14 protein-coding genes and 2 pseudogenes are annotated in these 21,909 nt (G+C 67.7%); 8 read left to right on the forward strand and 8 right to left on the reverse strand.

Annotated elements, in window-relative coordinates; translation table 11 throughout:
* Positions 1-92 precede the first annotated feature (92 nt).
* From OG904_RS05435 to OG904_RS05445, 3 genes are read left to right on the forward strand one after another with little or no spacing between them, the layout of a single operon-like run.
* On the forward strand, positions 93-770 hold the full coding sequence (locus OG904_RS05435) for a thioesterase II family protein (RefSeq protein WP_405487930.1): 678 nt from the start codon (positions 93-95) through the stop codon (positions 768-770).
* Complete coding sequence (locus OG904_RS05440) at positions 767-1,684, forward strand: metallophosphoesterase family protein (RefSeq protein WP_405487932.1); 918 nt, start codon at positions 767-769, stop codon at positions 1,682-1,684. Before OG904_RS05435 ends, OG904_RS05440 begins: the two co-directional genes overlap by 4 nt.
* 53 nt (positions 1,685-1,737) lie before the next feature.
* Positions 1,738-2,400 (forward strand): 4'-phosphopantetheinyl transferase, encoded by a 663-nt coding sequence (locus OG904_RS05445; RefSeq protein ID WP_405497783.1) that lies wholly within the window; start codon positions 1,738-1,740, stop codon positions 2,398-2,400.
* 252 nt (positions 2,401-2,652) lie between these two features.
* Here OG904_RS05445 and OG904_RS05450 read toward each other — a convergent pair whose 3' ends face one another.
* From OG904_RS05450 to OG904_RS05475, 6 genes and pseudogenes are all read right to left on the reverse strand, one after another.
* Positions 2,653-4,806: an AIPR family protein gene (locus OG904_RS05450; RefSeq protein WP_405487934.1), complete on the reverse strand. Its 2,154-nt coding sequence runs from the start codon at positions 4,804-4,806 to the stop codon at positions 2,653-2,655.
* 105 nt (positions 4,807-4,911) lie between these two features.
* Positions 4,912-6,540, reverse strand: coding sequence for a protein kinase domain-containing protein (locus OG904_RS05455; protein WP_405487936.1), 1,629 nt, complete (start codon positions 6,538-6,540; stop codon positions 4,912-4,914).
* A 70-nt stretch (positions 6,541-6,610) separates the two neighbouring features.
* Positions 6,611-9,847 (reverse strand): type I restriction endonuclease subunit R, encoded by a 3,237-nt coding sequence (locus tag OG904_RS05460; RefSeq protein WP_405487938.1) that lies wholly within the window; start codon positions 9,845-9,847, stop codon positions 6,611-6,613.
* Between the two features lie 52 nt (positions 9,848-9,899).
* Positions 9,900-11,069, reverse strand: a complete 1,170-nt coding sequence (locus tag OG904_RS05465) for a restriction endonuclease subunit S (protein ID WP_405487940.1) — start codon at positions 11,067-11,069, stop codon at positions 9,900-9,902.
* A gap of 80 nt (positions 11,070-11,149) precedes the next feature.
* The gene (locus OG904_RS05470; RefSeq protein WP_405487942.1) at positions 11,150-13,195 is read right to left on the reverse strand and encodes an N-6 DNA methylase; all 2,046 of its coding nucleotides are present in this window, start codon (positions 13,193-13,195) and stop codon (positions 11,150-11,152) included.
* Positions 13,196-13,318: 123 nt separating this feature from the next.
* Positions 13,319-13,776: pseudogene (locus tag OG904_RS05475) on the reverse strand (ATP-binding protein).
* A 153-nt stretch (positions 13,777-13,929) separates the two neighbouring features.
* Between OG904_RS05475 and OG904_RS05480 the strand changes: the two are divergent.
* The 5 genes and pseudogenes from OG904_RS05480 to OG904_RS05500 all read left to right on the forward strand — a co-directional run bounded on the left by OG904_RS05480 (position 13,930) and on the right by OG904_RS05500 (position 18,334).
* On the forward strand, positions 13,930-14,775 hold the full coding sequence (locus tag OG904_RS05480; protein WP_405487944.1) for a Scr1 family TA system antitoxin-like transcriptional regulator: 846 nt from the start codon (positions 13,930-13,932) through the stop codon (positions 14,773-14,775).
* Positions 14,772-14,963: pseudogene (locus OG904_RS05485) on the forward strand (DUF397 domain-containing protein). Before OG904_RS05480 ends, OG904_RS05485 begins: the two are co-directional and overlap by 4 nt.
* 94 nt (positions 14,964-15,057) lie before the next feature.
* A complete protein-coding gene (locus OG904_RS05490; RefSeq protein WP_405487946.1) occupies positions 15,058-16,239 on the forward strand; it encodes a DUF262 domain-containing protein in 1,182 nt (393 codons plus the stop codon).
* Positions 16,232-17,356, forward strand: coding sequence for a DUF3696 domain-containing protein (locus tag OG904_RS05495; RefSeq protein ID WP_405487948.1), 1,125 nt, complete (start codon positions 16,232-16,234; stop codon positions 17,354-17,356). The genes OG904_RS05490 and OG904_RS05495 overlap by 8 nt, the downstream gene beginning before the upstream one ends.
* Before the next feature lie 54 nt (positions 17,357-17,410).
* On the forward strand, positions 17,411-18,334 hold the full coding sequence (locus tag OG904_RS05500) for a hypothetical protein (RefSeq protein WP_405487950.1): 924 nt from the start codon (positions 17,411-17,413) through the stop codon (positions 18,332-18,334).
* Between the two features lie 401 nt (positions 18,335-18,735).
* On the opposite strand, the gene OG904_RS05505 is transcribed toward OG904_RS05500, so the two are convergent.
* Both OG904_RS05505 and OG904_RS05510 read right to left on the reverse strand, forming a co-directional pair.
* The gene (locus tag OG904_RS05505; protein ID WP_405487952.1) at positions 18,736-20,055 is read right to left on the reverse strand and encodes a hypothetical protein; all 1,320 of its coding nucleotides are present in this window, start codon (positions 20,053-20,055) and stop codon (positions 18,736-18,738) included.
* A 481-nt stretch (positions 20,056-20,536) separates the two neighbouring features.
* Positions 20,537-21,871 (reverse strand): class I SAM-dependent RNA methyltransferase, encoded by a 1,335-nt coding sequence (locus tag OG904_RS05510; protein WP_405487954.1) that lies wholly within the window; start codon positions 21,869-21,871, stop codon positions 20,537-20,539.
* Positions 21,872-21,909: the final 38 nt, after the last annotated feature.

Genomic DNA, 21,909 nt, shown 5'->3' on the forward strand with positions numbered 1-21,909 from the left:
CGGATCCCGCTCCCGGCCCCCACCCGCCGCGGCCCGCCGCGGCAGCGGGTGACTGGCTGCGCCGGTTCCATCCGCGTCCGGGGACCCGCCTCGTGTGCTTCCCGCACGCGGGCGGCGCGGCCAGCTTCTTCTTCCCCCTGTCGCAACGGCTCTCCACCGCCGACGTGCTGGCCGTGCAGTACCCGGGCCGGCAGGACCGGCGCGGCGAGGCCCTGATCACCGACATCGGCGAACTCGCCGACCACGTCGTCGCGGTACTGCGGACGCAGGACGCGCGGCCCACCGTCCTCTTCGGCCACAGCATGGGCGCGGTCGTGGCCTTCGAGGTCGCGCGCCGGCTCGACCGGGCCGGTACTGCGCCGCGTGCGCTCGTCGTCTCCGGCAGCCGCGCGCCCTCGATCCCGCGGACGGAGGGCGTCCACCTGCGGGACGACGACGGCATCCTGGCGGCCATCAGGCAGCTCAACGGGACCGACGCGGCGCTCCTGGGCAACGAGGAGCTGACCCGGATGATCCTCCCCGCGGTGCGCGGGGACTACCGGGCGGTCGAAAGCTACCGGTACGAGCCGGGCGCGCCGCTGTCCTGCCCGGTCGTCTCGTTCATCGGTGACGCGGACCCCATGGTCTCGATCGCCGAGGCGGAGGCCTGGCGCGAGCACACCGGCGCCGCTTTCGAACTGCGCGAGTTCAGCGGCGGCCACTTCTACCTGGCCGCACAGCAGGGCGCCGTGCTCGAAGCCCTCGCCGAGACGCTCGCGACACTGCGATGACGTACGAGATCCGCGGCACCCCCTCGCCCCCGGCCGCGCGGCACTCCGGTGCGGCGGCGGGCGGCGGCAAGCTGGTGGCCGTCAGTGACCTGCACATCAGGTACGCGGAGAACCGTGACATCGTCGAGCGGCTGAGGCCCGAGTCGGACGAGGACTGGCTGCTGATCGCGGGTGACATCGGGGAGTTCGCGGCCGATGTCGAATGGGCGCTGCGCGTGCTGAGCGAACGTTTCGCGCAGGTGGTCTGGGCACCGGGCAACCACGAGCTGTGGACTCCGCCCGAGGACCCGGTCCAGCTGCGCGGTGTGCGGCGCTACGAGCACTTCGTGGAAATCTGCCGGGGGCTGGGCGTGCTCACGCCCGAGGACCCCTACCCGGTCTGGGAAGGCCCGGGCGGCCCGTGCGTGATCGCGCCGCTCTTCGTCCTCTACGACTACTCCTTCCGGCCCGCCGGCGCGCACGACAAGGAAGCGGCCCTGGCGCTCGCCGAGAAGGCGGGTGTGGTGTGCACGGACGAGTACTTCCTGCACCCGGACCCCTACCCGACGCGGGACGACTGGTGCCGGGCCCGGCTGGCCTTCACCGAGGCCAGGCTCGCCGCCGTCCCCGCCGGGTTGCCGACGGTGCTCGTGAACCACTTCCCACTGGTGCGCGAGCCCACGCGCGTCCTGCGCTACCCGGAGTTCGCGCTGTGGTGCGGCACGGAGGCCACCGCGGACTGGCCGACCCGGTTCCGTGCCGCCTCCGTGGTCTACGGCCACCTCCACATCCCGCGCCTGATCGAGTGGGAGGGCGTACCGCACCAGGAGGTGTCGCTCGGCTATCCGCGGGAGTGGCGCCGACGCGCCGCCCCGCCCGGCCGGCCCGTGCAGATCCTGCCACCCGCACACCAGCGACAGGGGCCACAGCGATGACCGTACGGCGAACCGGCCCGGTGGACAGCGCCGCCCCGTGGGAGGCGGTATCCCTGATCAGGGAATTGCTCCCCCGCCGGACCGAGGTGGTCGAAACGTTCGGCGACGCCCCTCTCTCCTCCCTCCACCCCGAGGAAGCCGCGGTCGTGGCGGGCGCGGTGGACGCCAGGCGCCGGGAGTTCGCCACCGCCAGGGCCTGCGCCCGGGCGGCCCTCGGCCTGCTGGGCGTACCGCCCGCCCCGCTGCTGCCGGGCCCGCGCGGTGCCCCGCGGTGGCCGGACGGGATCGTCGGCACCATGACGCACTGCACCGGCTACCGCGCGGCGGCCGTGGCGCGCTCGTCCGATCTGCTGAGCATCGGCCTGGACGCCGAACGCAACGAGCCGCTCCCCAACGAGGGCGTCCTCGGCTACGTGACCCTGCCCGCCGAACGCGAGCACCTCGCCCGCCTGGCCGCCGACCGCCCGGAGATCTGCTGGGACCGGCTCGTCTTCAGCGCCAAGGAGAGCGTCTACAAGACCTGGTTCCCCCTGACGCACACCTTCCTGGACTTCCTGGAGTGCGAAATCACCGTCCGCCCGGACACGGGCACCTTCGCCGCCCGCCTCCTGGTCCCGGCCCCCCTCATCGCCGGAACCAGACTCCCCGCCTTCGAGGGAACCTGGCGCGTCACCCACGGCCTCATCCTCACCGCGGTGACCCTGGCGGCGCCCTGAGGCCGGAGCCGGGGCCACGCCCCTCAGGCGTCCTTGGCCACCCGCTCCAGGATCGCGACGCACTCGACGTGGTGCGTCATCGGGAAGGGATGAGAATGAAGCGCGCCAATAAAGCAGCAGGTCAGATGCCATAGCAGGCCGCTTAACGCGGTTCGAGATGGGTCCGAGCGTCAAACGAGCGTCACGGGTTTTCTACGACAGCGTTACAGCGAACTGCACCTGCAGACGTTCCCCAGCGCACCTGGAATCCGTTTACACCCCCGGTTCTCCGTCCTGCTCCTCCAGCTCACCGAGGAGCCGCCACGCGAGCTCCGCCAGGGTGTCCCCCTCGGCAGTAGACCATCGGGTCGTGCCCTGGTTGGACACCGGCCTCTCCTCCCAGCCGGCGAGTTCCCACATGCGGGAGATCAAGCCAGAAGGTGAATACTGCTCGCCGTCTGCAGCCCACAGGACCGGCCTCGTCCGATGGTTTACCCAGGTTGCCCGAGAGCGCTGCTCGTCCTGCGCAAGCCATTCCTTGAGCGCCTCCTGTTCGGGGACGATGTAGGTGTTCAGGGTAAGTACCGCGCCGTCCTTGAGCGCTCCCTGGTCGATGATGACGTGGACCGCGTTGGGGCGCCGCGGCTTACGCTGCTTCTTCTGCCGTCGATACTTCTCAGGAATGGCCTGCTCTACACCTTCGGCAATCCTGTGCCGCACCTCCGCGGTCAGTTCCTTGCACCGTTGCGTATCGGCACACAGATACCTGATCTGCGAGCGCTCTCCGTAGAGGCTATCCATGGCCGCAACCAGCGCCGGCACAACCCGCTCCAGGATCTCGGGCACTCGGGCAACGGCGCCCTGCGCCCAGGAGAGAGTGGGATCGGGTTCGTCCATGGAGTCAGTCCCGAGCTCCTGGAAGACCAGGTGTGCGATCAGGAATGTTCCATGCTCTACCACAGCTGCCCCGCGCCCCTCGAAGCGTGCCCGGAGATCGTGCAGAGTCCGCCGGACAGTCCGCAGAACGAGCACCGCATTCCACAGCTGGTACGCACCGGGCTGCGGGCGGAACAGGACGTCGTAGACGCCCTGACTGCCGCGCTCCCAGAGGACATCCAAGGAACCCGCGATGCGAGCCGCATACTGGCTGTGGGGGTGGGCGCAGGCCAGGGCGCATGCAGCCTCCACGACGGAGCAGCCCGACTCAGCGGGCGGTTCGAGTTCACCGCGCCGGACGCTGTAGTCCAGCCCGAGTTCTGCCTTGATCTCCTCCATCAACGCTGCCTGGACCGGGTCCAGCGCAATGAAGTCCCGCGGCTCAATGCGATTCTGCCGGTTCGTGGCCTGCGTGGTGCGCTTCGCGAACTCCTCGGCCCCACCGGTGACGATGATCCGCACACCGACCTTCGCAAATCCGGCGTCGCTCTGCTCCTTCGCCATCGCATCAGCAATGGAACGTACCGTCTGCGCACCGTTGACGACACTGGCCCCCCGGATCTGCAGAGACAACGGATGCTGCTCCGGTGCAAGCATGGACTGCTGGGTCTTCTGCACGGAGTCACACAGAATGGTGATTCCGTTGTTGAAGTACCAGAAGTGAGCCGGTTCCTGAGTAAGCGTCCCCACAAGATCATTGTTGATGGGGGTCAGACCCAACGGGTTGCGGATGTTGAGATTGAAGAGGTCGGCACCGTGGTTCCTGAGCCATGCAGCGATCTGCTCCGCGGTCACCACTCCCTGGTACGACTCGTACGGTGAGCTGACGCCGAACCAGGGGAAGAGATCCGCGGCCATGTCGACAGGTTTTGCAGCGATGTCGTCCCGGACCTTGGCCCAGACCTCCGATGCTTGAATCACGCGGCGGCCGAGCAAGTCACCGTGCCGGTTGAACTCGTTCTCTCCATTACTGAGCGCCTGCTCCACCTCAGTGGATACAGGTTCGGCTCCCATGAGCACGATGACCTGCGTGACCGACACCGCACCCTGCCCCATGAGGGCCTTGGCTTCCTGGGCAAGCTTCTGACCACGGGGGTTGAACTGGGCGAATTCCTCACTGTCGATGAGTCGTAGCCCGGCCAGTAGCTTGTGTACCGCCTCCGTCTTCGCCCTTGCCGTTCCCTTGCTGCTCCACTTCGCCTGAACAAGGTAAATGTGGGCAGGCTCAGACACTATGGCGATCGCGTCGATCCCCTGGTCGCCGCCTCCGTCGATGACCGTGAGCGCGGCGTCTCGGGCACTCCAGCCCGTGACGATCCGCACCGCATGCGCGGCCAGAGCCCGGGAGCGACGGGCATCCGCACGACGCTCTTCGGAGTGACCGGCGAAGTCGCTCATGTCCAGGAGGTCCGTGTAGGTGTCGTCGAACGCCCGGCGGACCTGACGGACCTGGGCAGGGATGTCCCGTTCTGCGCTGTGGGCCATGGGCATGCGTTCTCCTGTACTTGGGGCCGAGCGGCGAGAGGCCGCGACGGCCTGGGGCCCTGGGCGGTGTGATCGGATCGGTGGTTCGGGTATCCCGGCGCTCGGACGATCTCAGGCCGAGAACCGATGGAGTCGGGCCAGGTACCCGTCGATGTCGGCCAGCTCAGGCGCCTGAGGCCCACGCAGTCGCTGTGTGGCCTGGCGCAGGTCCGCCGCTGCCGTGAGCGCGTCGGCGATCCGTTCCGTAGAGGCGTACAGCCGGGCCAAGGAGGCAAGGGCGTCCAGGTGGCGGTCAACGGCCGCCGCGTCGTCCGGTTCGCGAGAACCGGCGACGTACGCGCGGAAGGCGTCGACGGCGGCCGTCGTCTCACCGAGCTCCATATGGCACTGGGCGGCGAAATAGCGACACAACAGCGCTTGTTCGTCGTCCGCCCCGAAGCGCACGGCGTAGGCGTGTCCTGCGTCTTCGAAGTGTCCGGCCGCTTCACGGTGGGCTCCACCGAGGAACCTCACCTGCGCCAGGGAGAAGAGCAGGTCCTCACGCAGACCGGTGGCGTCGCCCGCGCGCGCGATCGCCTCCGTCAGGAGGTCGGAGGCCTGGGTGAACTGCCCATCCTGGGCGAGTCGCGCCGCCTCGTCCGCAACCTCGTCCGCCTCCTGGTCCGTCAGCGCCGACGTATCGGAAGCCGACTCGTCCAGTACGAGCGCAGCGGGAACCACCTCCGTCGGCGTGTACCTGGGTCGCTGACGTCCGGGGGGTCCCCCGAACGCCTGGTGGAAGGGGTGCCGGGGATCGAGTTCCCTCCCGTCCCGGTACCCGGTGTCTTCGGCATGCACCCAGGGCAGCAGGGCCTCGTACACCGCGGCGGCATCGAGTCGCCTCTCGGGCTCCTTCTCCAGCATCGCCAGCAGCAGCCGCTCCACATCGGCCGGGACATCGGGCCTGCTCCCTCGGACCGGCCGCGGCGGGGTGCGCACGTGGTGCCAGGCGTACGAGCGGTTCCCGTCACCGCGGAACGGGGGCTGCCCGGTGAGGAGTTCGTACAACACACAGCCCAGGGCGTACACGTCGGCCGCCGGGCCGACCGCGTTCGCCAGGCTCTGCTCCGGCGACATATAGGCCGGTGTCCCCACGGTCATGCCTTCCTGCGTGAGTCGCGGATTGCTGCCGGTGCCGAGGAGCGCCGCCACCCCGAAGTCGAGGACCTTCACCACTCCGCCGCGCGTGAGCATGAGGTTGGCCGGTTTGATGTCGCGGTGGACCACGTCGTGCCGGTGCACCTCGTCGAGCACGGAGGCGATCTGCGCCCCGGCGGCGGCAACCCATGAAAGGGGCAGGGGCCCGGACTCGTGGTCCGTGTCGTCGACGACCGCCTGTAGTTCGCGGCCGGTCAACAGCTGCATTACGACGTAGAGCCGGCCGGAGAGGTCGTCGATTCCTGTGTCGTAGACGGCAGGGATCCCCAGGTGCTCAACGGCCGCCGTGGTCCGGACCTCGCGCAGGAAGCGGTCACGACGGGTGCGGAGGACCTCCTGCGACCACGTCCCGGGCGACGCACCGTCCTGTCCGCGCACGTCGGTGAGCATCATCTTCACCGCGACCCGCCGGTCGAGCCGCTCGTCGTAGGCCTGCCACACCTCGCCCATACCGCCGGCCCCGATCGGGCGGTTCAGCCGGTACCGTCCCGCGAGCACACGGGACGGTACGTCGGCGTCCTGGGTCACGGCGTCGTGCAGCACGGGCGGTCCCTCCTGCGCGGAGTGCCGGGCACACGCCGTGCGTCACGTGATCGTTCTTGGTGTGACCAGGTTACGAGGCTGCGGGCGGAGTGTTCCCGGATTGGCCGGATTTGATCGCAGCGGCTCGCTCCGCTGTGGCCCGCCTCTCGGCCTCCCGGCGCACCGGCCGCCGGATGAGGCCGTATGCCTGCTGGGTGGCGACCTGCTTGAACAGCTTGTTGACCAGCGGATCGTCGTAGTACCGCACCAGCAGGGCGTCGTTGGACTGGGCCTGCTCGATGACGACCCGGTCCATATCGCGTTCCACTTCCCGCCGGAAGGTCTCCTCGTCGTTGTGCATCCCGATCGCCTTGAGTTCCGGGTCCTCCGCCACGGCCACCACCAGCTGGCCGAGCAGGATCTGGTCCGTGGTGGACAGTCCGATGCCGTACTCGTCGTTGACCGACTCGATGACCTCGGCCAGAGACTGCTCCGGCACCTCGGTGGGCGTGCCGGCTGCCTGCGGCACCAGGCCGGCCAGCACCTGGGCGCCCTCGGCCCTCAGCTCAAGTTCCGGCGTGCCGGTCTTGCGCACACGCATGTGGCTGGGCGTGACCTCGCCTATGTCGGCGCTCGCGGTGCCCTCCGGGCGTGGCAGTCGGCGCAGCAGGAAGCGTCCGTACTGGTAGAGCCGTTCCAGCTCCTCGCTCTCGAAGCCGATGACGTGCGAGAGCCAGCCGTACGCCTTGACATACGACTCCAGGGCGCGCCGGAACTCCTGGGCGGCGTCCGGCTCGTCCGCGGCCAGCGCCGTGAAGCGGTCCACGCCCGCAGTCGTGTAGCGATGAAGCTTGGAGTGGGCCTTCTCCACGGCCGTGTCGGCGGCGGTGCCTTCCTTGAAGGCCGCGAAGTAGGCGATGACGAACGCGTCCATCTCCGCCACGATCAGCAGCCGGTACGCCATCACCTCGTCGTGCCGCTCGAAGAGCAGATTGGGCTCCGGCGGCTCGGCGACGGACGCCTCGTAGTACGCCTGGAACGCCTCCTCGATCACCTCCGGCTTGTTCGCGAAGTCCAGCACGAACAGGTCCTCGGCGGACTTCAGCCGGTGGGTGCGGTTGAGGCGGGAGAGGGTCTGCACCGCCGCCAGGCCCGCCAGGGGCTTGTCCACGTACATCGTGGTGAGGAACGGCTGGTCAAACCCTGTCTGGTACTTGTCCGCGACGACCAGGATGCGGTACTCGGGGCGGGGGACGGTCGGCGGCCTGGGATCGTCGAGCCGGGTGTACCCGAACTTGTCGGGCAGCTCACTCTCGGTGAAGCCGTTGAGCTTCGCCTCCGTGTACTCGATTCCCTCGTCGAGGGTGAGGGTTCCTGAGAAGGCGACGAGGGCGGCGCAATCTTGGAATCCGCTCTGCTCGACGTAGGACCGGATCGCCTGGTAGAGCCGGACTGCGTGTTCCCGGCCGGGGGTGACAACCATGGCCCTGGCCCGGCCGCCCAGCCGGCCGGCGGAGTGGGACCGGAAGTGGTCGACCATGATCCTGGCCCGTGACGTGAGGGAGGCCTCGGACATCAGGGCGGCCCGCACCATCCGGGAGCGGGCTTTGCGTGGGTCCACCTGCCGCTCCGCCTCGTCGGCGGCGGCCTTCTGGAGCTTGAAGTAGGTTCCGTAGGTGATGTAGGTGCCGAGCACGTCGAGGATGAATTCCTCTTCGATGGCCTGCCGCATCGAGTAGATGTGGAAGGGCTCCATCTGGCCGCTCTCGGGCGACCGGGTGCCGAAGAGGTTGAGGGTCTTCTCCTTGGGCGTCGCGGTGAACGCGAAGAAGGACAGGTTCGGCTGCTTGCCGCGGGCCAGCGCGGCGGCGGTCAGCGGATCACCGTCCTCGTCCACTGCGTCCGAACCGAGCTTGCCCAGCGCCTTCTTGAGCGCGTCGGCGCCCTTGCCGCCCTGGGAGGAGTGCGCCTCGTCGATGACGACGGCGTAGCGGCGGCTGCGTCCGAGGCCGGCGGCCTTGTCCAGGATGAACGGAAACTTCTGGAGCGTGGTGATGACGATTCGGGCGGTGGAGCCGGTAAGGGCCTCCGCGAGCTGCTGGGAGTCGTTGTCGACCCGCAGGACCACACCGGGCGTGTGGTCGAACTGGTAGATCGTGTCCTGGAGCTGCTTGTCCAGTACCCGCCGGTCGGTGATGACGACGACCTTGTCGAAGACGGGCTTGTTGGCGCCGAGCCCCTTGGCAGCTGCCGCGCCCGGATCGATGAGAGCCGGGTCTTCGGGCGTGTGCAGCGAACCCAGCCGGTGCGCGAGCCAGGCGATGGTGTTGGACTTGCCCGAGCCGGCGGAGTGCTGGACCAGGTAGTTCTCCCCAGCCCCGTGCCGGGCCGCGTGCGCGGTCATCCTCCGGACGGCGTCCCACTGGTGGAAGCGCGGAAAGATCAGCGGGTGGGAGTGGGCGGCCCCCGGCCGGTAGCGGGGGGCTTTGCCGGCCTTGGCTGCGGGGTCCTCGACGTGCAGGTAGCGGTGCAGGAGGTCGAGCCAGGCGTCCCGCTGCCAGACCTGCTCCCACAGGTAGGAGGTGGCGTAGTCGACGTCGGCCGACAGCGGCGGGTTGCCCGCGCCTCCGATGGCGCCGGGGCCGCCGGTACCCCTGTTGAACGGCAGAAACCGGGTCTTCGGGCCGGCCAGGCGGGTGGTCAAGAACACGAGGTCAGGATCGACGGCGAAGTGGACGAGGCTGCGGCGCGCGAAGTACAGCTCGCCCGGGTCGCGGCGCCGGTACTGGCGCATGGCGTCCTCGGCCGACTGCCCGGTGAGTGGGTTCTTCAACTCGACGGAGGCGACGGGCAACCCGTTGAGGAAGAGCGCCAGGTCCAGGGACTTGCCAGGGTCGACGGCCGAGAAGTGGAACTGCCGTACGACGGTGAGCCGGTTGGCGTCGTACTCGTCCAGCGCCCCGGCGGCGAGGGTATGGGCGGGCTTGAAGAAGGCAAGGCGGAGCTTGACGTTCCGGTCGACGACGCCGTGCCGCAGTACGTCGAGCAGCCCGCGCCCGTCAATCTGCTTGGCGACGAGCGCGCCGAACCGCTGGATGGCCTGCTCCTCCTCTTCGCCGTAGGCGTCCTGGAGCCGCTGCCACTGGTCGGGTTGGGAGGCGCCGAGGAAGGTACTGAGTTCCGAGGTGTCGATCCCGAGCGCGTGGCTGTAGGTGTTAGCCAGCCCCCGCTCCCACCCGCCCCGCAGCAGCCCGGCCTCGACGGCATCCTCGAAGGCCCCCTCGGTGTGGGCCTGGTGCGCGTGCGCTCGCGCGGGGGCGTCGGTCATCGGGGCTCCTCGGGGCGGGCGGGCATGGGGTGGTGGGCGGGGACTGCGGGGGTCATGCGGCTGCGGCTCGACCGGCGGTGGTTACGTCAAGCTGTCCGGTGACGGCGGCGGTGATGAGGCTCTGGCGCCGCTCGGAGAGCAGGGCCAGCTGACGGTCGATCTTCGTGCGAATCTGGCCGACAGCCTCCCGACTACGCTCCATCTGCTGCACGAACGCACGCTGCTGGGCCGGACTCGCTCGTGGGATGGGCCAGTCTTTGATCTCTTCGAAGCGAAGATTCGCCATGGATTGCGAAGCACCGTTCGACGCGGCGGCGCAGGCGGCCCGTACCCGGCTTCCCCGCGCCACGGCTGCCACATAGTGCGCATCCATGTCCGGGGCTAGACGTACGCGGAAGATCTTGTCCGAGAGTAGGAGTTTGCCCCGAACGCGAGGCACGACCGCAGTGGAACCCACGAGCTGAGGGGTGTTCGCCCGCGTAATCAGCAGGTCACCCTCCCGAACTTCGCTCCGTCGGTCCGGAACCATGTCATCGGGCAGGCGCTTGTTGGCACTTGACTCGAAATGCCCTGGCCGAAGTGCACTGACCTTGAGCACGCCCCACTCGTCTTTGTCTGCCGGTACGGCGTCACATTGAGGGCTCGCCCCCTGGTCAACGCCGACCACGAATCGACGCAACGGCAGGAACCCAACCTGCTCATAGAGAGCGTCAATCCCCAGGTCGAGGGCGGCTACATCGCGTTCCGCCACTCGATCCAGTGCGGCCCGCTGAAGATCCGTCATGCGATCAATGCGGGCCGTCTGTGTGTCGAGGAAGTCCGCGATGCGGCGCTGTTCCTCCATCGACGGCACCTCGATCGGCAGTGCCCGTACCCGCTCCGCGCTGATGTGGTAAATGTTCGCGCCTGTGGCTACCGACGCGAACACCCCGCTCCCGAATGCCGAGCGGGCCCACCACTCCAGAAAGCGTCCGTCGGTCACACCCTCGCGAGGCCGCATCCGGAGCAGCGTGTTCTGGAAGCAGACCGGGCCCTCGATCTCACCGCGCCAGACAGCTGAGGCCCCGACGGAACCCAGGCTCCCACTGCCCTCCGTGACGAGCACGTCGCCAGGGCGCAGCGAGAAGACCCGCCGTTCAGCCGGGGCGAAATTCATCTGCTTTACGTCGCTGAGGTCCAGGAAGCCGTCCTTGACATTGGCTGCCCGTAGGTAGGGAACCATGTGCGGTCCCGAGTCGTGTTGCGGCGAACGCTGTCGACCTAGGGACACCTCCGCGACAGCACGGACAGTAACCGTCCGGCTCATCCCGCCACCTCGCCCAGCAGCTTCTGGATCTCCGTCTCAAGAGTCTTCAGTTCCGCGTCGATCTCGGCGAGCGGCCGGGGCGGCTGGTACACGTAGAAGTGCCGTGTGAACGGGATCTCGTACCCAACCCGGTAGCGCACCATCTCCTTGGTCCTCGGGTCCTTGAACTCCGTGATCCACGCGTCGTCCACGTACGGCTTCACCTCGCGCATGAAGTACGCGTCGATGTCCCCGCGCCTAGGCACGTTCTCAAAGTCGCGCAGATCCGGATCGTGCTCCGGCTGCCCCTTCTTCACGTACTGGACCTCGCCCTCGGGGTCCGGGACCCCGACCGCGTCGCGCATCGCCTTGTCGAAGGGCTTGCCGCTCGGCCACGGGATTCCGCCCTCGGCCAGAGTCGTGCGCAGGGCATCCCACGCCTCCGCCTTCGTGCCCCACCGCGACCCGATCAGCGGCTTCAGCACGCCCGTCAGCTTCTCCACGCCCCCGGCGCCCAGCTCCTTCTCAACAACCTTCGCCACCCGCAGCGCGTCCAGGGTGTCCTCGGTGACCTCGAAGCGCAGCTTCAGCGGGCGGTCAATGGTGATCCGCTTGTAGCCGAAGTCGTCCGCGTCCATGATCTTGACCTTGTCGGGCACGGAGTGCTCCGAACCGTCCCCCGACCGGGTCAGCCGCCGCGCCTCCTCGTACCAGCGGCAGATCTCCTTCCGCTGATCCTCGACGATCTCCTTGCGCTTGTTGCTCAGCGACTTTCGCATCTTGGACCACTGGTCCCGCGCGTCGATCAGGATGATCCGGTTCTTGAGGTTCTTCGGCTTGCGGTTGGTGACGATCCAGAAGTACGTGGAGATGCCGGTGTTGTAGAACAGCTGGTCCGGGAGGCCGACGATCGCCTCCAGGTAGTCGTTCTCGATGATCCAACGGCGGATCTCGGACTCGCCCGACCCCGCGCCGCCTGTGAAGAGCGGAGAGCCGTTGAAGACAATGGCGAGCCGGCTGCCGCCGGTCTCCTCCCCGTTCTCGCCGGTCTTCGGCTGCTTCATCTTGGCGATCATGTGCTGGAGAAAGAGGAATGAGCCGTCGTTGATCCGGGGCAGGCCGGCGCCGAAACGTCCGCCGTGGCCCTGCTCCTCGTACTCGTCCTTGACCTGCTTCTCGACCTTCTTCCACTCGACGCCGAAGGGCGGGTTGGCCAGCATGTAGCTGAACTCCTCCCCCTCATGTCCGTCCTGGGTGAAGGAGTTGCCGAAGTGGATGAGGGAGGCATCCTGACCCTTGAGGAGCATGTCGGAGCGGCAGATCGCGTACGACTCGGCGTTGAGTTCCTGTCCGTACAGGTTGACCCGGGCCCCGGGGTGGAGTTCCTTGATGTGATGCTCGGCCGCCGACAGCATGCCGCCGGTACCGCAGGCGGGGTCGAGGATATCGATCACAGGGGCCTCGTTGAGGCGACCGTCGTCGGGTCCGAGCAGCAGCTCCACCATCAGCTCGATGACCTCGCGCGGGGTGAAATGCTCACCCGCGGTCTCGTTCGAGGCGTCCGCGAACTTGCGGATCAGTTCCTCGAAGATGAAGCCCATGTTGTGGTTGTCCACAGCCTTCAGGCTGAGGTCGATGTCGCGGAACTTCTGCACCACGAGATAGAGGAGGTCGGCCTTGGCCAGTCGCTCGATCTGGAGATGGAAGGCGTAGCTGTCGAGGATCTCGGTGGCCTCGGCGGAGAAGCCGTCGATGTAGTCCTTGAGGTTCTTCTCCACCTTCTGGGTGTCCGGGTCCGCGCCGATGGTGGCGAACGTCTGCTTCGAGGTGTTGTAGAAGTTCCGGCTGGCGGCGACCCGCAGTACGGCTTCCTTGTTGACTCCCGCGTAGGACGCTTCCCGCGCCCACACGTCCTCGCGCGTGTCGGACATCACACAGTCCATCCGGCGCAGCACGGTCATGGGCAGGATGACCTTGCCGTACTCGGAGCGCTTGTAGTCGCCTCGGAGCAGGTCCGCCACCGACCAAATGAAGTCGGCCAGCTCCTGGTTCTTGTCGCTCACTCGCTACCTTTTCGTGGTTCCGTGTCCTGCGCGGTCGCCGCGCCGCGCCCGCGGTATGCCGGGGACGGGCTGGTCAAGCCTACGGAATCCGGAGAGGCCGTACGGCGCCGACCAGAGAACTGATCACGTTGTCGCGATTTCGCCCTCACGAGCTTGGGGCGACAGGGCACACTCCGCCCACACGGTCTTCCCCGGCCCCACCCTGCCCCGCACCCCCCACCGCTCGGCAAGCCTGGCGACCAGGTTTAAGCCACGTCCGCCGTCGCCCTCGGGTCCGAGAGCGGCCCGCTCGGGCAGCTCCGGATGTGTTCGGAGACCTCGACCCTGACGAGGCCGCCGTGGTGCGCGAGGCGCAGTTCGAAGTCGCGGCCCGGAATCCGGCCGTGGATCACGGCGTTGGCGGCGAGTTCTGCGACGACGAGCGTGACAGCGTCATGCGTCCCGGAGCCGTACGGAACGCCCCAGTCGGCGAGCTGCTGAGCGGCCAGGAGGCGGGCGAGCCGCGCGCCTCGCCGGGTGGACGAGAACCGCTGGGTGAACGTACGTACGGTGACAGTGGTCGAGTTGTGGGGTGACGTCATGGAGCCCAGGCTTCCGGGCCGTCACACCTGGTCGGCAGGTCCGCCACTGGTACAGATCCCGCTGCACTGGCTCACGCTCTGGACTGGGTGGGTGACCTTACGTAACTCTGTGAAGTCGGGCGGGAGCGTACGGGCGCGAAGGGGCGGACTGCGATGAGCGTGGACCACAACGGCGGGGCCAACCACGAACCAGAGCTGTCGGACAGTCTCAGGACTTTCGGCGCGGTGCTCAAGGCCCTGCGGGACGAGGCCGGGCTGACTCAGGAGGAGTTCGGTCCCCAGGTCCGGTACTCGGCGCACTACAACGCCAAGATCGAGCAAGGCAAGCGTTTCCCGCCGAAGGACCTCGTCGGGCGGGCGGAGACGGTCCTCGATCCGATCGCCGGGCGGGTACTTGGGGCGGCGACACGAACTCTGACGCGTAAGGCGGGGCTGGCCTCATGGTTCCGGCCGTGGGCCGGTATCGAGGAGGACGCAGTCTCTCTCTACACGTACGAGTGCCGGGCCATTCCCGGGCTGCTGCAACCCGAGCCGTACATCCGAGCCATCTTCGATCGCCGATTGCCGCCACTGTCCGAAGGCCAGATCGAGCAGCAGGTGGCCGCCCGGCTGGAGCGCCAGCAGCTGCTGTCCAACCGTCCGAACACTGCCTTCAGCTTCGTCATCGAGCAGGCACTCCTCGAACGGCGTATGGGCGGCACGGAGGTCACTCGCAGCCTCCTTGACCACTTGCTGGACCAGGGACAGCGCCGCAACGTCGAGATTCAGGTAATGCCTCTCCGCCAGGAAGATCACGCGGGTATTGATGGCCTCATGTACCTGGCGGAGACGCCCCATCACGATTGGTTGGGCTACTCGGAAGGCCAGCAGTCGAGCATTCTCATCACCGACTCGAAAGACGTGAGCGCGATGCTCCAGCGCTATGGCAAGCTGCGCTCGCATGCCCTCGGCCGCGAAGCCACAGTACGCCTGCTTGAGCAGATGCGAGGAGCGCTATGAGCACCACCGAACTGGCTTGATTCAAGAGCAGCTACAGCGGCAGTTCAGGCGACAACTGCGTCGAGGTGGCCCTCCGCCCCGAGGCCGTCCTCGTCCGGGACTCCAAGGACACGGGGCTCGCCCCGCTGCACGTGTCCCCCGGCGCCTGGGCGGCCTTCGCCTTCCACGCCGGAGACTTCCGCCTCTGATACGCCACCACCAGCCCCGCCCACCGGCCCGCCCCGCATACGATGCCTCCGTGGACGACGGAGCCCAACAGCGGAGAGGCGGTTCGGAGAACCCATGAGTGACAGCACGACCGCACCCGAGGCCCGCCTCGTCCAGGACATGATTCCCGTCGAGCTGGACGAGACGGGCTTCAGCACGGACGTGGAGCGGGAGGACATCGGCGAGCGGATCGACAGTCCCTTCGATCCCGATCTGATCGAGGTCCAGACCCGCAATCCCACCGTCGGTCTCCTTCTCAACCGCATCAGACGGGGCACGATCGACCTCGCCCCCGACTTTCAGCGCCGGGCCGGCATCTGGACCCTGAAGGCACAGAGCCGACTGATCGAGTCGCTGCTCCTGCGCATCACGCTGCCGACCCTCTACGCCGCCGAGGGCGAGGACGACACCTGGGCCATCGTGGACGGTGTCCAGCGCCTCTCCACGATCGCGAGGTTCGTCGCGCCCGAGTCCATCGGCGCCGCGCCACTGCGCCTGACGGGGCTGGAGTACCTCACCGAGTTCGAGGGCTGTGAGTTCGCCGACCTGCCCGGCCGCCTCCAGACCCGGATAGAGGAGACCGAACTCGTCGTCCTCCTCATCCGGCGGGGGACACCGGAAAAGGTCAAGTTCAACATCTTCGCCCGGATCAACACAGGGGGGCGTCCGCTCACACGGCAGGAGCTGCGTCATGCTCTGATCCCCGGCCCGGCACGTGGATTCCTTGAGGATCTGGCCGGAACCGACGAGTTCCGGCGGGCGACCGGGGGCAGCGTGTCCTCCGAGCGGATGTCGGACCGGGAAATGTGTCTGCGGCACCTCGCCTTCACTCTCACACCGTTCGACCTGTACGGGAGCGGGGACTTCGACCTCTTCCTCCGTCAAGGTATGCACGAGATCAACGACTTGGACCCCAGTCGTCGGCAGGACATGCGGACACGCTTCATCAGGGCGATGGACGCCAGCCACGCCGTATTCGGTGAGCACGCCTTCCGTAAGCAGTTCCGCGCCACCACCCGCCGCTCACCGGTCAACAAGGCCCTCTTCGAGGCACAGTCGGTCACCCTCTCCGGATACGCCCCACATGAGATCGAGCTGTTGGACGAGCGCCGCACCGCGGTGGAGGAAGGCTTCCTGCGCCTCATGGAGTACCCCGACTACTTCAACGCCGTATCCTCGGGCACCGGCGACGTCAACAAGGTCAAGCTCCGCTTCCGTCTGCTCGACGAGATGTTCCGGGAGGTCCTGAGTGCTTGAGCGCATCGGCATCACCAACTTCAAGGCGTTCGGCCGCCAGGACCTCACACTTGCGCCCTTCACCCTGCTCACCGGCCTGAACTCCTCCGGCAAGAGCACGGTCCTCCAGGCCCTGGCACTGCTGCGCCAGTCGTACGAGGCGGGTGTCCTGGAGGACGGAGGCGAGTCGGGGCTGCTGCTCAACGGTGAGTTCGTCCAGCTGGGTACCGGACAGGACGTACGGCACGAGGCGTATCCGAAGGACGACCCCGACATCGGCCTGACCGTCCTCCCAGTCGGCCTCCCCGACGCGCCCCTCACCTGGCGTGCCGCGTACGGTCCGGAAGACGACCTGCTCAAGCTGGTCGCGGCGCCGCCGACCGGGACCCACCTGGTCCGGGCACTGCCTGAGCTCTTCGGTCCGGGCTTCCAGTACCTCAAGGCCGACCGCATCGTCCCCGACATCAGCTACCCGCGCTCGCACCACGCGGTCGTACGGCGCGGGTTCCTCGGTGCCCGGGGCGAGCACACGGCCAACTACCTGCGCGTCCATCAGGACGAGCCCGTAGGGACCGCGTTGCGGCACCCGTCAACGACCTCCGGCACGCTACTCGCGCAGACCGACGCGTGGATGCAGCAGCTCTGTCCAGGAGTCAATCTCCAGGCCATCGGGATCGACGGCACGGACACCGTGCGGCTCAGCTACGGCTTCGGGTCGGGCGTGAACGCCTCGAACCGGTACCGGCCCACCAACGTCGGCTTCGGCCTGACCTACGCATTGCCCGTCGTCGTTGCCTGCCTCACCGCCCGGCCGGGCTCGCTCATCCTGCTGGAGAACCCGGAGGCGCACCTCCACCCGCAGGGGCAAACCTCGCTGGCCTACCTCGCGACGGCCGCCGTCGCCGCCGGCGCGCAGCTCGTCGTGGAGACGCACTCGGATCACGTCCTCAACGGCCTGCGGATCTCCGTCAAGAACGACCGCATCCCGGCGTCCGCGACCGCCGTGCACTTCTTCCGCCGCAGCGGGCAGCGCGGGGAGGCGGTCAGTCCCCGGATGGGGGACGACGGCATGTTGTCCGAGTGGCCGCGAGGGTTCTTCGACGAGTGGGAGAACTCCCTCGACCAGCTGCTCGACTGAACTCCGCGAGACTCAGACTGACACGGTTCACGATCATCACACCTGGGGGCGGGCGTGCCAATTCTGCTGTTCCTCAACGAGCGGTCCTGCATGTCCGAAGCCTCGCCAGCAGAGGTGGCCGAGGCGATGGACGGGCTGATCAGCGTCCTGCGGGAGACCCGGTCGTGGCGCGAGATCGCCCTCGTCACCCGGACCCCACTGGCTCAGTCCGAGCTGGCCCGGGGGTACTACTACCATCAGTGGGCCGCAGACAACCGGCATCTCAACCAACGCTTGTACATCAAGGCCCTGCGCAACCGGGCCCCGTTCGCCGAGGTCCTCCCCCAGAACATGGCACCCCGCGAGGTCGAGTACGAGTACGCGGGTGAACCCATCGAGGGGGTCGGCGCCGCCCATCTCATGGACGGGCTCTGCGTCAGCCTGCCGGTGTCGACCGCCTGGCACCGGCCGTGGCTGGAGGTCACCGTCCGTACGCTCGTCGAGGACGACCGCGGTGAACTCGTCATGGCGGAGGCAACCGAGTCCGTACGTCACGGCTCACGTCCCGTCGACCTCAAGCCGCACGAGCAGTGGGGGCGGTCCACCGGGCTCGATTCGGTCGACTCGGCGGCGCGGTTGTGGGAGGAGCGGGGCGACTTCTTCCCCTCACTCCGGTTCCTTCCCCGGGCCCGGCAGGATCTGGACGCTCTCCAGCCGCCAGCGTTCGTGCAGGTGCGCGGTCTGCTGGCGCGGCTGGAGGAGTCAGCCGCGCGGTGGGATCCGGCCGAAGCCGCCGCGCCCGCCTGGCAGGGAGCGAAGATCACGCCGGAGCATGAGCAGCGCAAACGCCTGTGCCACTTCACGGACGAGGAGGGGGAGGATCACTGCTACGACTGGCACGGCCGCTTCACCCCGGGTCCCGGGCGCCTGCATTTCCGGCTCCTGCCCGAAGAGGGGGTGTTGGAGATCGCCTACATCGGGCGGAAACTTGGAGCTTAGCGAATGGCCTTCGGCCGCCCTAGCGCGCCCATAAGCACGTAGGCCGCTTCCGTGCCACTCGCCAAGAAGCGCGGCTGAGCCCCGTTAGTCAGTGCCGTAGCACGTGAAAGCTCACCACAATTTTTGTCTCGGCGGAACCAACTCACCTGCAACCCCGACACGGATTCTCCCCCATCGTTCTTGTGTGCGCTGGAATCGACCGAGGACCGTAGTGGTTCACCCTGAGCGACCGCTCGCGCGCATCCTGGCTGTGATCTGCTGAGGTCGCCCGATGCGCCCAGGGCACGGGAGCGGGCAGCACAGGCAGCCGCATCTCAGGCACCGGCTCCCGGCCCCGCCGCGCTGGCCCCTGGCCATGCTGATCGGTGTACGTACCGGCGGATCGTGGGATCACCGCGGGTTCAGCCCGCCGAGCCACCTCTGCGCTCCCTGGTGCGTTCGGCTTGCGTCATGTCGTCGCCAATGAGGGCGGCGAAGACAAGGGAACGCGAGCCGTTGAGGCTGGCTTCGATTTGGTCCCGGATGATCTCGCTCGCCTTGCCGCGCGTGCCGATCCAGCCGTCTTGAACGAGCTGGGTGAAGGTCGTGTTGTCGAAGTAGCGGGGCACCGTGTGATAACCGAACAGCTCTCCCCCTCTCGGGCCCGTGGCGAGGTCGGGCCGTTGGCGAAGCCACTCGACGTGCTCGCGAGCGAGGTACATACCACCGATCAGAGCGTCCCCTCTCGGTGCAGTCTGCTCGGACTTACAGAATTTGATCCAACAAGGCTGAGGAGCAAGACGATAGTCAAGCAGCGGATCCTGATCGAGCCTCGTGCACGCCTCTTCTACCTGCCTCATCCGCTCCAGCTGGTCGTCCAGGTCAGTATCCGGACGATAGCCCCACTCGCTGCGGCCCGCGCCGACCTGCTGCATCTTCTTGTACTGCACAAGGATGAAGCTGTCCCGGTTCACATGGTGGTAGATCAGGTCGATCCCCAGCGTGTCCTCAGCCGGCAGACGGTTGACGTTGGCGATGAAGAGCTTCTGATCACCCTTCTGGAACAGACGCTTCGCGAGGTGCTCCGCATCGCTACCGACCCAGTCCGAGAACCGTTGCGCGTCGTGAAAGACAAGGTGGTCCTCGTGCGCTGGGTGACCTGGAAGAGTGGCTAGAACCGGGACTCTGGACCCGTTCTCATCCGGAAACCGAGCCTCACCGATGATGCTCCGGTCGAATCCGCCCAGCTGAAGCGCCAGCCCTGTGGCATCCCGTTCCTCGACAAAGAGCTCCCGCACCCGGCTGAGAATCCGGAAGCCACCTGTCCGCTCCTGCAACTGGGCGATGACACCGACCAAATCAGCCCGACAAGTGGTGAGTGCATCCAGCAGCTCTTCCCCGGCACGCTTCGACAGCGTTCCCGACACACCAGTGGCGTATCTGTGACGAAGGTGGACTCGATCGGACAACGTCTCAATAGGGACGGGAGGTTCGATGCGATGAAGCTGCGTCACCTCGATCGTCTTACCAAATGTGCCCGCACGTCGGCCGCTCCTGGCGTGCCCGATGTACTCAACAAGCGGCCTACGACTCTCCTGTCCGGTCACAACCAGGACGACGTGGCTACTCTTCCACGCTTCACGTTCCCCTAATGACTCCCAGCCGGCCTCGAACTGTGTCGGCCGCCGGAAGCCGGCAAGGAACTTCTCTTCATCAGGAGTGCACCGCAGGATCGCCACCATGGGTTCACGGTACGTCTAGCTTGATCCAGCCCGCCTTACTGGGGCTCCCTCACAAGGATGCCAGCCCAACTACGCGTCGGCCTGGCGGTCTTATGAAGAGCCGAATGTATCCGGCTCCGGGCTGAACCTAGCCGAGAAGCTGTGCGCATTGCTGCAGCTCGCGCAGGAAGCGTGGGGCCGCGTTCCGGGCGGTCCGGCTTCGATCGCGACCGCCCGCATAGGCCGCTCCCGAACCGCCACACAGCACGCCCAAAAGTCGCCCATTCCTCGCTGACGACCCCTCAGGAGATTCACAAGCGAGCGTCATTCGAGCGTCAAGATTCCGAGTGATCCTGTGGTGCTACCGGCGAACCTCTGGCCCTGGTCACCCAAAGCCGCAGGTCAAGCAGCTCGTGGCAGCCGCGACTGCGACCGTATTCGCTCGACCTGTTGTCCGTCCGGAAACAGGTCAAGCGAACCACCAAAACCGAGAACCTGCAGGTCAGGCGTCCTCGCGGATGGGCTCCAGGATCGCCACGCACTCCACGTGGTGCGTCATCGGGAAGAGGTCGAAGGCGCGCAGGGTGCGGACCTTGTAGCCCGCCTCCTGGAAGTAGGCCAGGTCGCGGGCGAGGGCTGCCGGGTCGCAGGCCACGTAGGCGATGCGGCGGGGGGTGAGGCCGGCCACCTGGCGGACCGTCTGCTTGCCGGCGCCCGCGCGCGGCGGGTCGAGGACGACCAGGTCGCACTCCGTGATGCCGGTCTTCGGGAGGATCTGCTCGACCTTGCCCTGCTCGATGCGGACGCGGGGGAAGTCGGTGAGGTTGTGCCGGGCGTCCTCGACCGCGCGCTTCGTGGACTCGATGCCCAGGACCGCGCCGGTCTCGCCGAGCCGTTCGGCGAGGGCGCCCGCGAAGATGCCGACGCCGCAGTAGAGGTCGAGGGCCATTTCGCCCTTGCGCGGCATCAGGCCCTGCATGACGGCCTTGATCAGGGTGTCCGCGGCCTGGGGGTGGACCTGCCAGAAGCCGCCCATGCCGACGCGGTACGTACGGCCGTCCGCGCGCTCGCGCACGAAGGGGCGGCCGTGGACCCGGTGGACTCCGCCGTCCTTCTCCTCCACGCGCAGGACGGAGACGGGCTTGTCCAGCTCGACCAGGGGGAGACGGCCGCCCGGGCGGGGGGTCAGGACGACCTGGCGGTCGCCGGAGCCGGTGGCGGCGATGGCCTCGACGGTGGCCATCTGGGGCCAGTCCTGCTGCTCGATGCCGAGCTCGCTGACGCCCGGCGCGGCGATCATGCAGTGGTCGATCAGTTCGATGTCGTGGGAGCGGTGCTTGCGCAGCCCCGCGTTGCCGTCCTCGTCGATCGCGAACTGCACGCGGGTGCGCCACTGCGGGACCTGCCCGGCGGGCACCTTGTCGCCCTCGGCGGGCATGACCGTACCGTCCCAGCCGGCCTGCTCCGGGGTGAGTCCGGCGAGCCGCAGCAGTTGCTCGGCGATGACCTCGCCCTTGAGCCGGCGCTGGGCGCCGGGCTTCGCGTGCTGCCAGTCGCAGCCGCCGCACTTGCCGGGGCCGGCGTACGGGCACGGCGCGGGGGCCCGGTCCTTGGAGGGGTCCAGGACGGTGACGGCGTCGGCGCGCAGGAAGCGGGAGTCGGCGTCGCCCTCCGTGACGCGGGCGATGACCTTCTCGCCGGGCAGGGTGTGCCGGACGAACAGGACCCGGCCCTCGGCGGTCCGGGCGATGCAGTGCCCGCCGTGCGCGACGGGACCGACCTCGACCTCGTACTCCTCCCCGACCAGTGACTGCTTCTCGTTCTGCTCGGTCGTCATGGTGGGGAGACTCCAAGGAAGTGATCAAAAAGGAACGG

Source organism: Streptomyces sp. NBC_00096, from assembly GCF_045041305.1.
GTDB lineage: Bacteria > Actinomycetota > Actinomycetes > Streptomycetales > Streptomycetaceae > Streptomyces.

Excerpts from the sequence above, each read along its gene's own strand:
- OG904_RS05510 (WP_405487954.1), bottom strand. The coding sequence starts at position 21,871 with ATGACGACCGAGCAGAACGAGAAGCAGTCACTGGTCGGGGAGGAGTAC.
- OG904_RS05480 (WP_405487944.1), top strand. The coding sequence starts at position 13,930 with ATGAGCGTGGACCACAACGGCGGGGCCAACCACGAACCAGAGCTGTCG.
- OG904_RS05450 (WP_405487934.1), bottom strand. The coding sequence starts at position 4,806 with ATGCCCATGGCCCACAGCGCAGAACGGGACATCCCTGCCCAGGTCCGT.
- OG904_RS05465 (WP_405487940.1), bottom strand. The coding sequence starts at position 11,069 with ATGGTTCCCTACCTACGGGCAGCCAATGTCAAGGACGGCTTCCTGGAC.
- OG904_RS05440 (WP_405487932.1), top strand. The coding sequence starts at position 767 with ATGACGTACGAGATCCGCGGCACCCCCTCGCCCCCGGCCGCGCGGCAC.
- OG904_RS05505 (WP_405487952.1), bottom strand. The coding sequence starts at position 20,055 with ATGGTGGCGATCCTGCGGTGCACTCCTGATGAAGAGAAGTTCCTTGCC.
- OG904_RS05490 (WP_405487946.1), top strand. The coding sequence starts at position 15,058 with ATGAGTGACAGCACGACCGCACCCGAGGCCCGCCTCGTCCAGGACATG.
- OG904_RS05460 (WP_405487938.1), bottom strand. The coding sequence starts at position 9,847 with ATGACCGACGCCCCCGCGCGAGCGCACGCGCACCAGGCCCACACCGAG.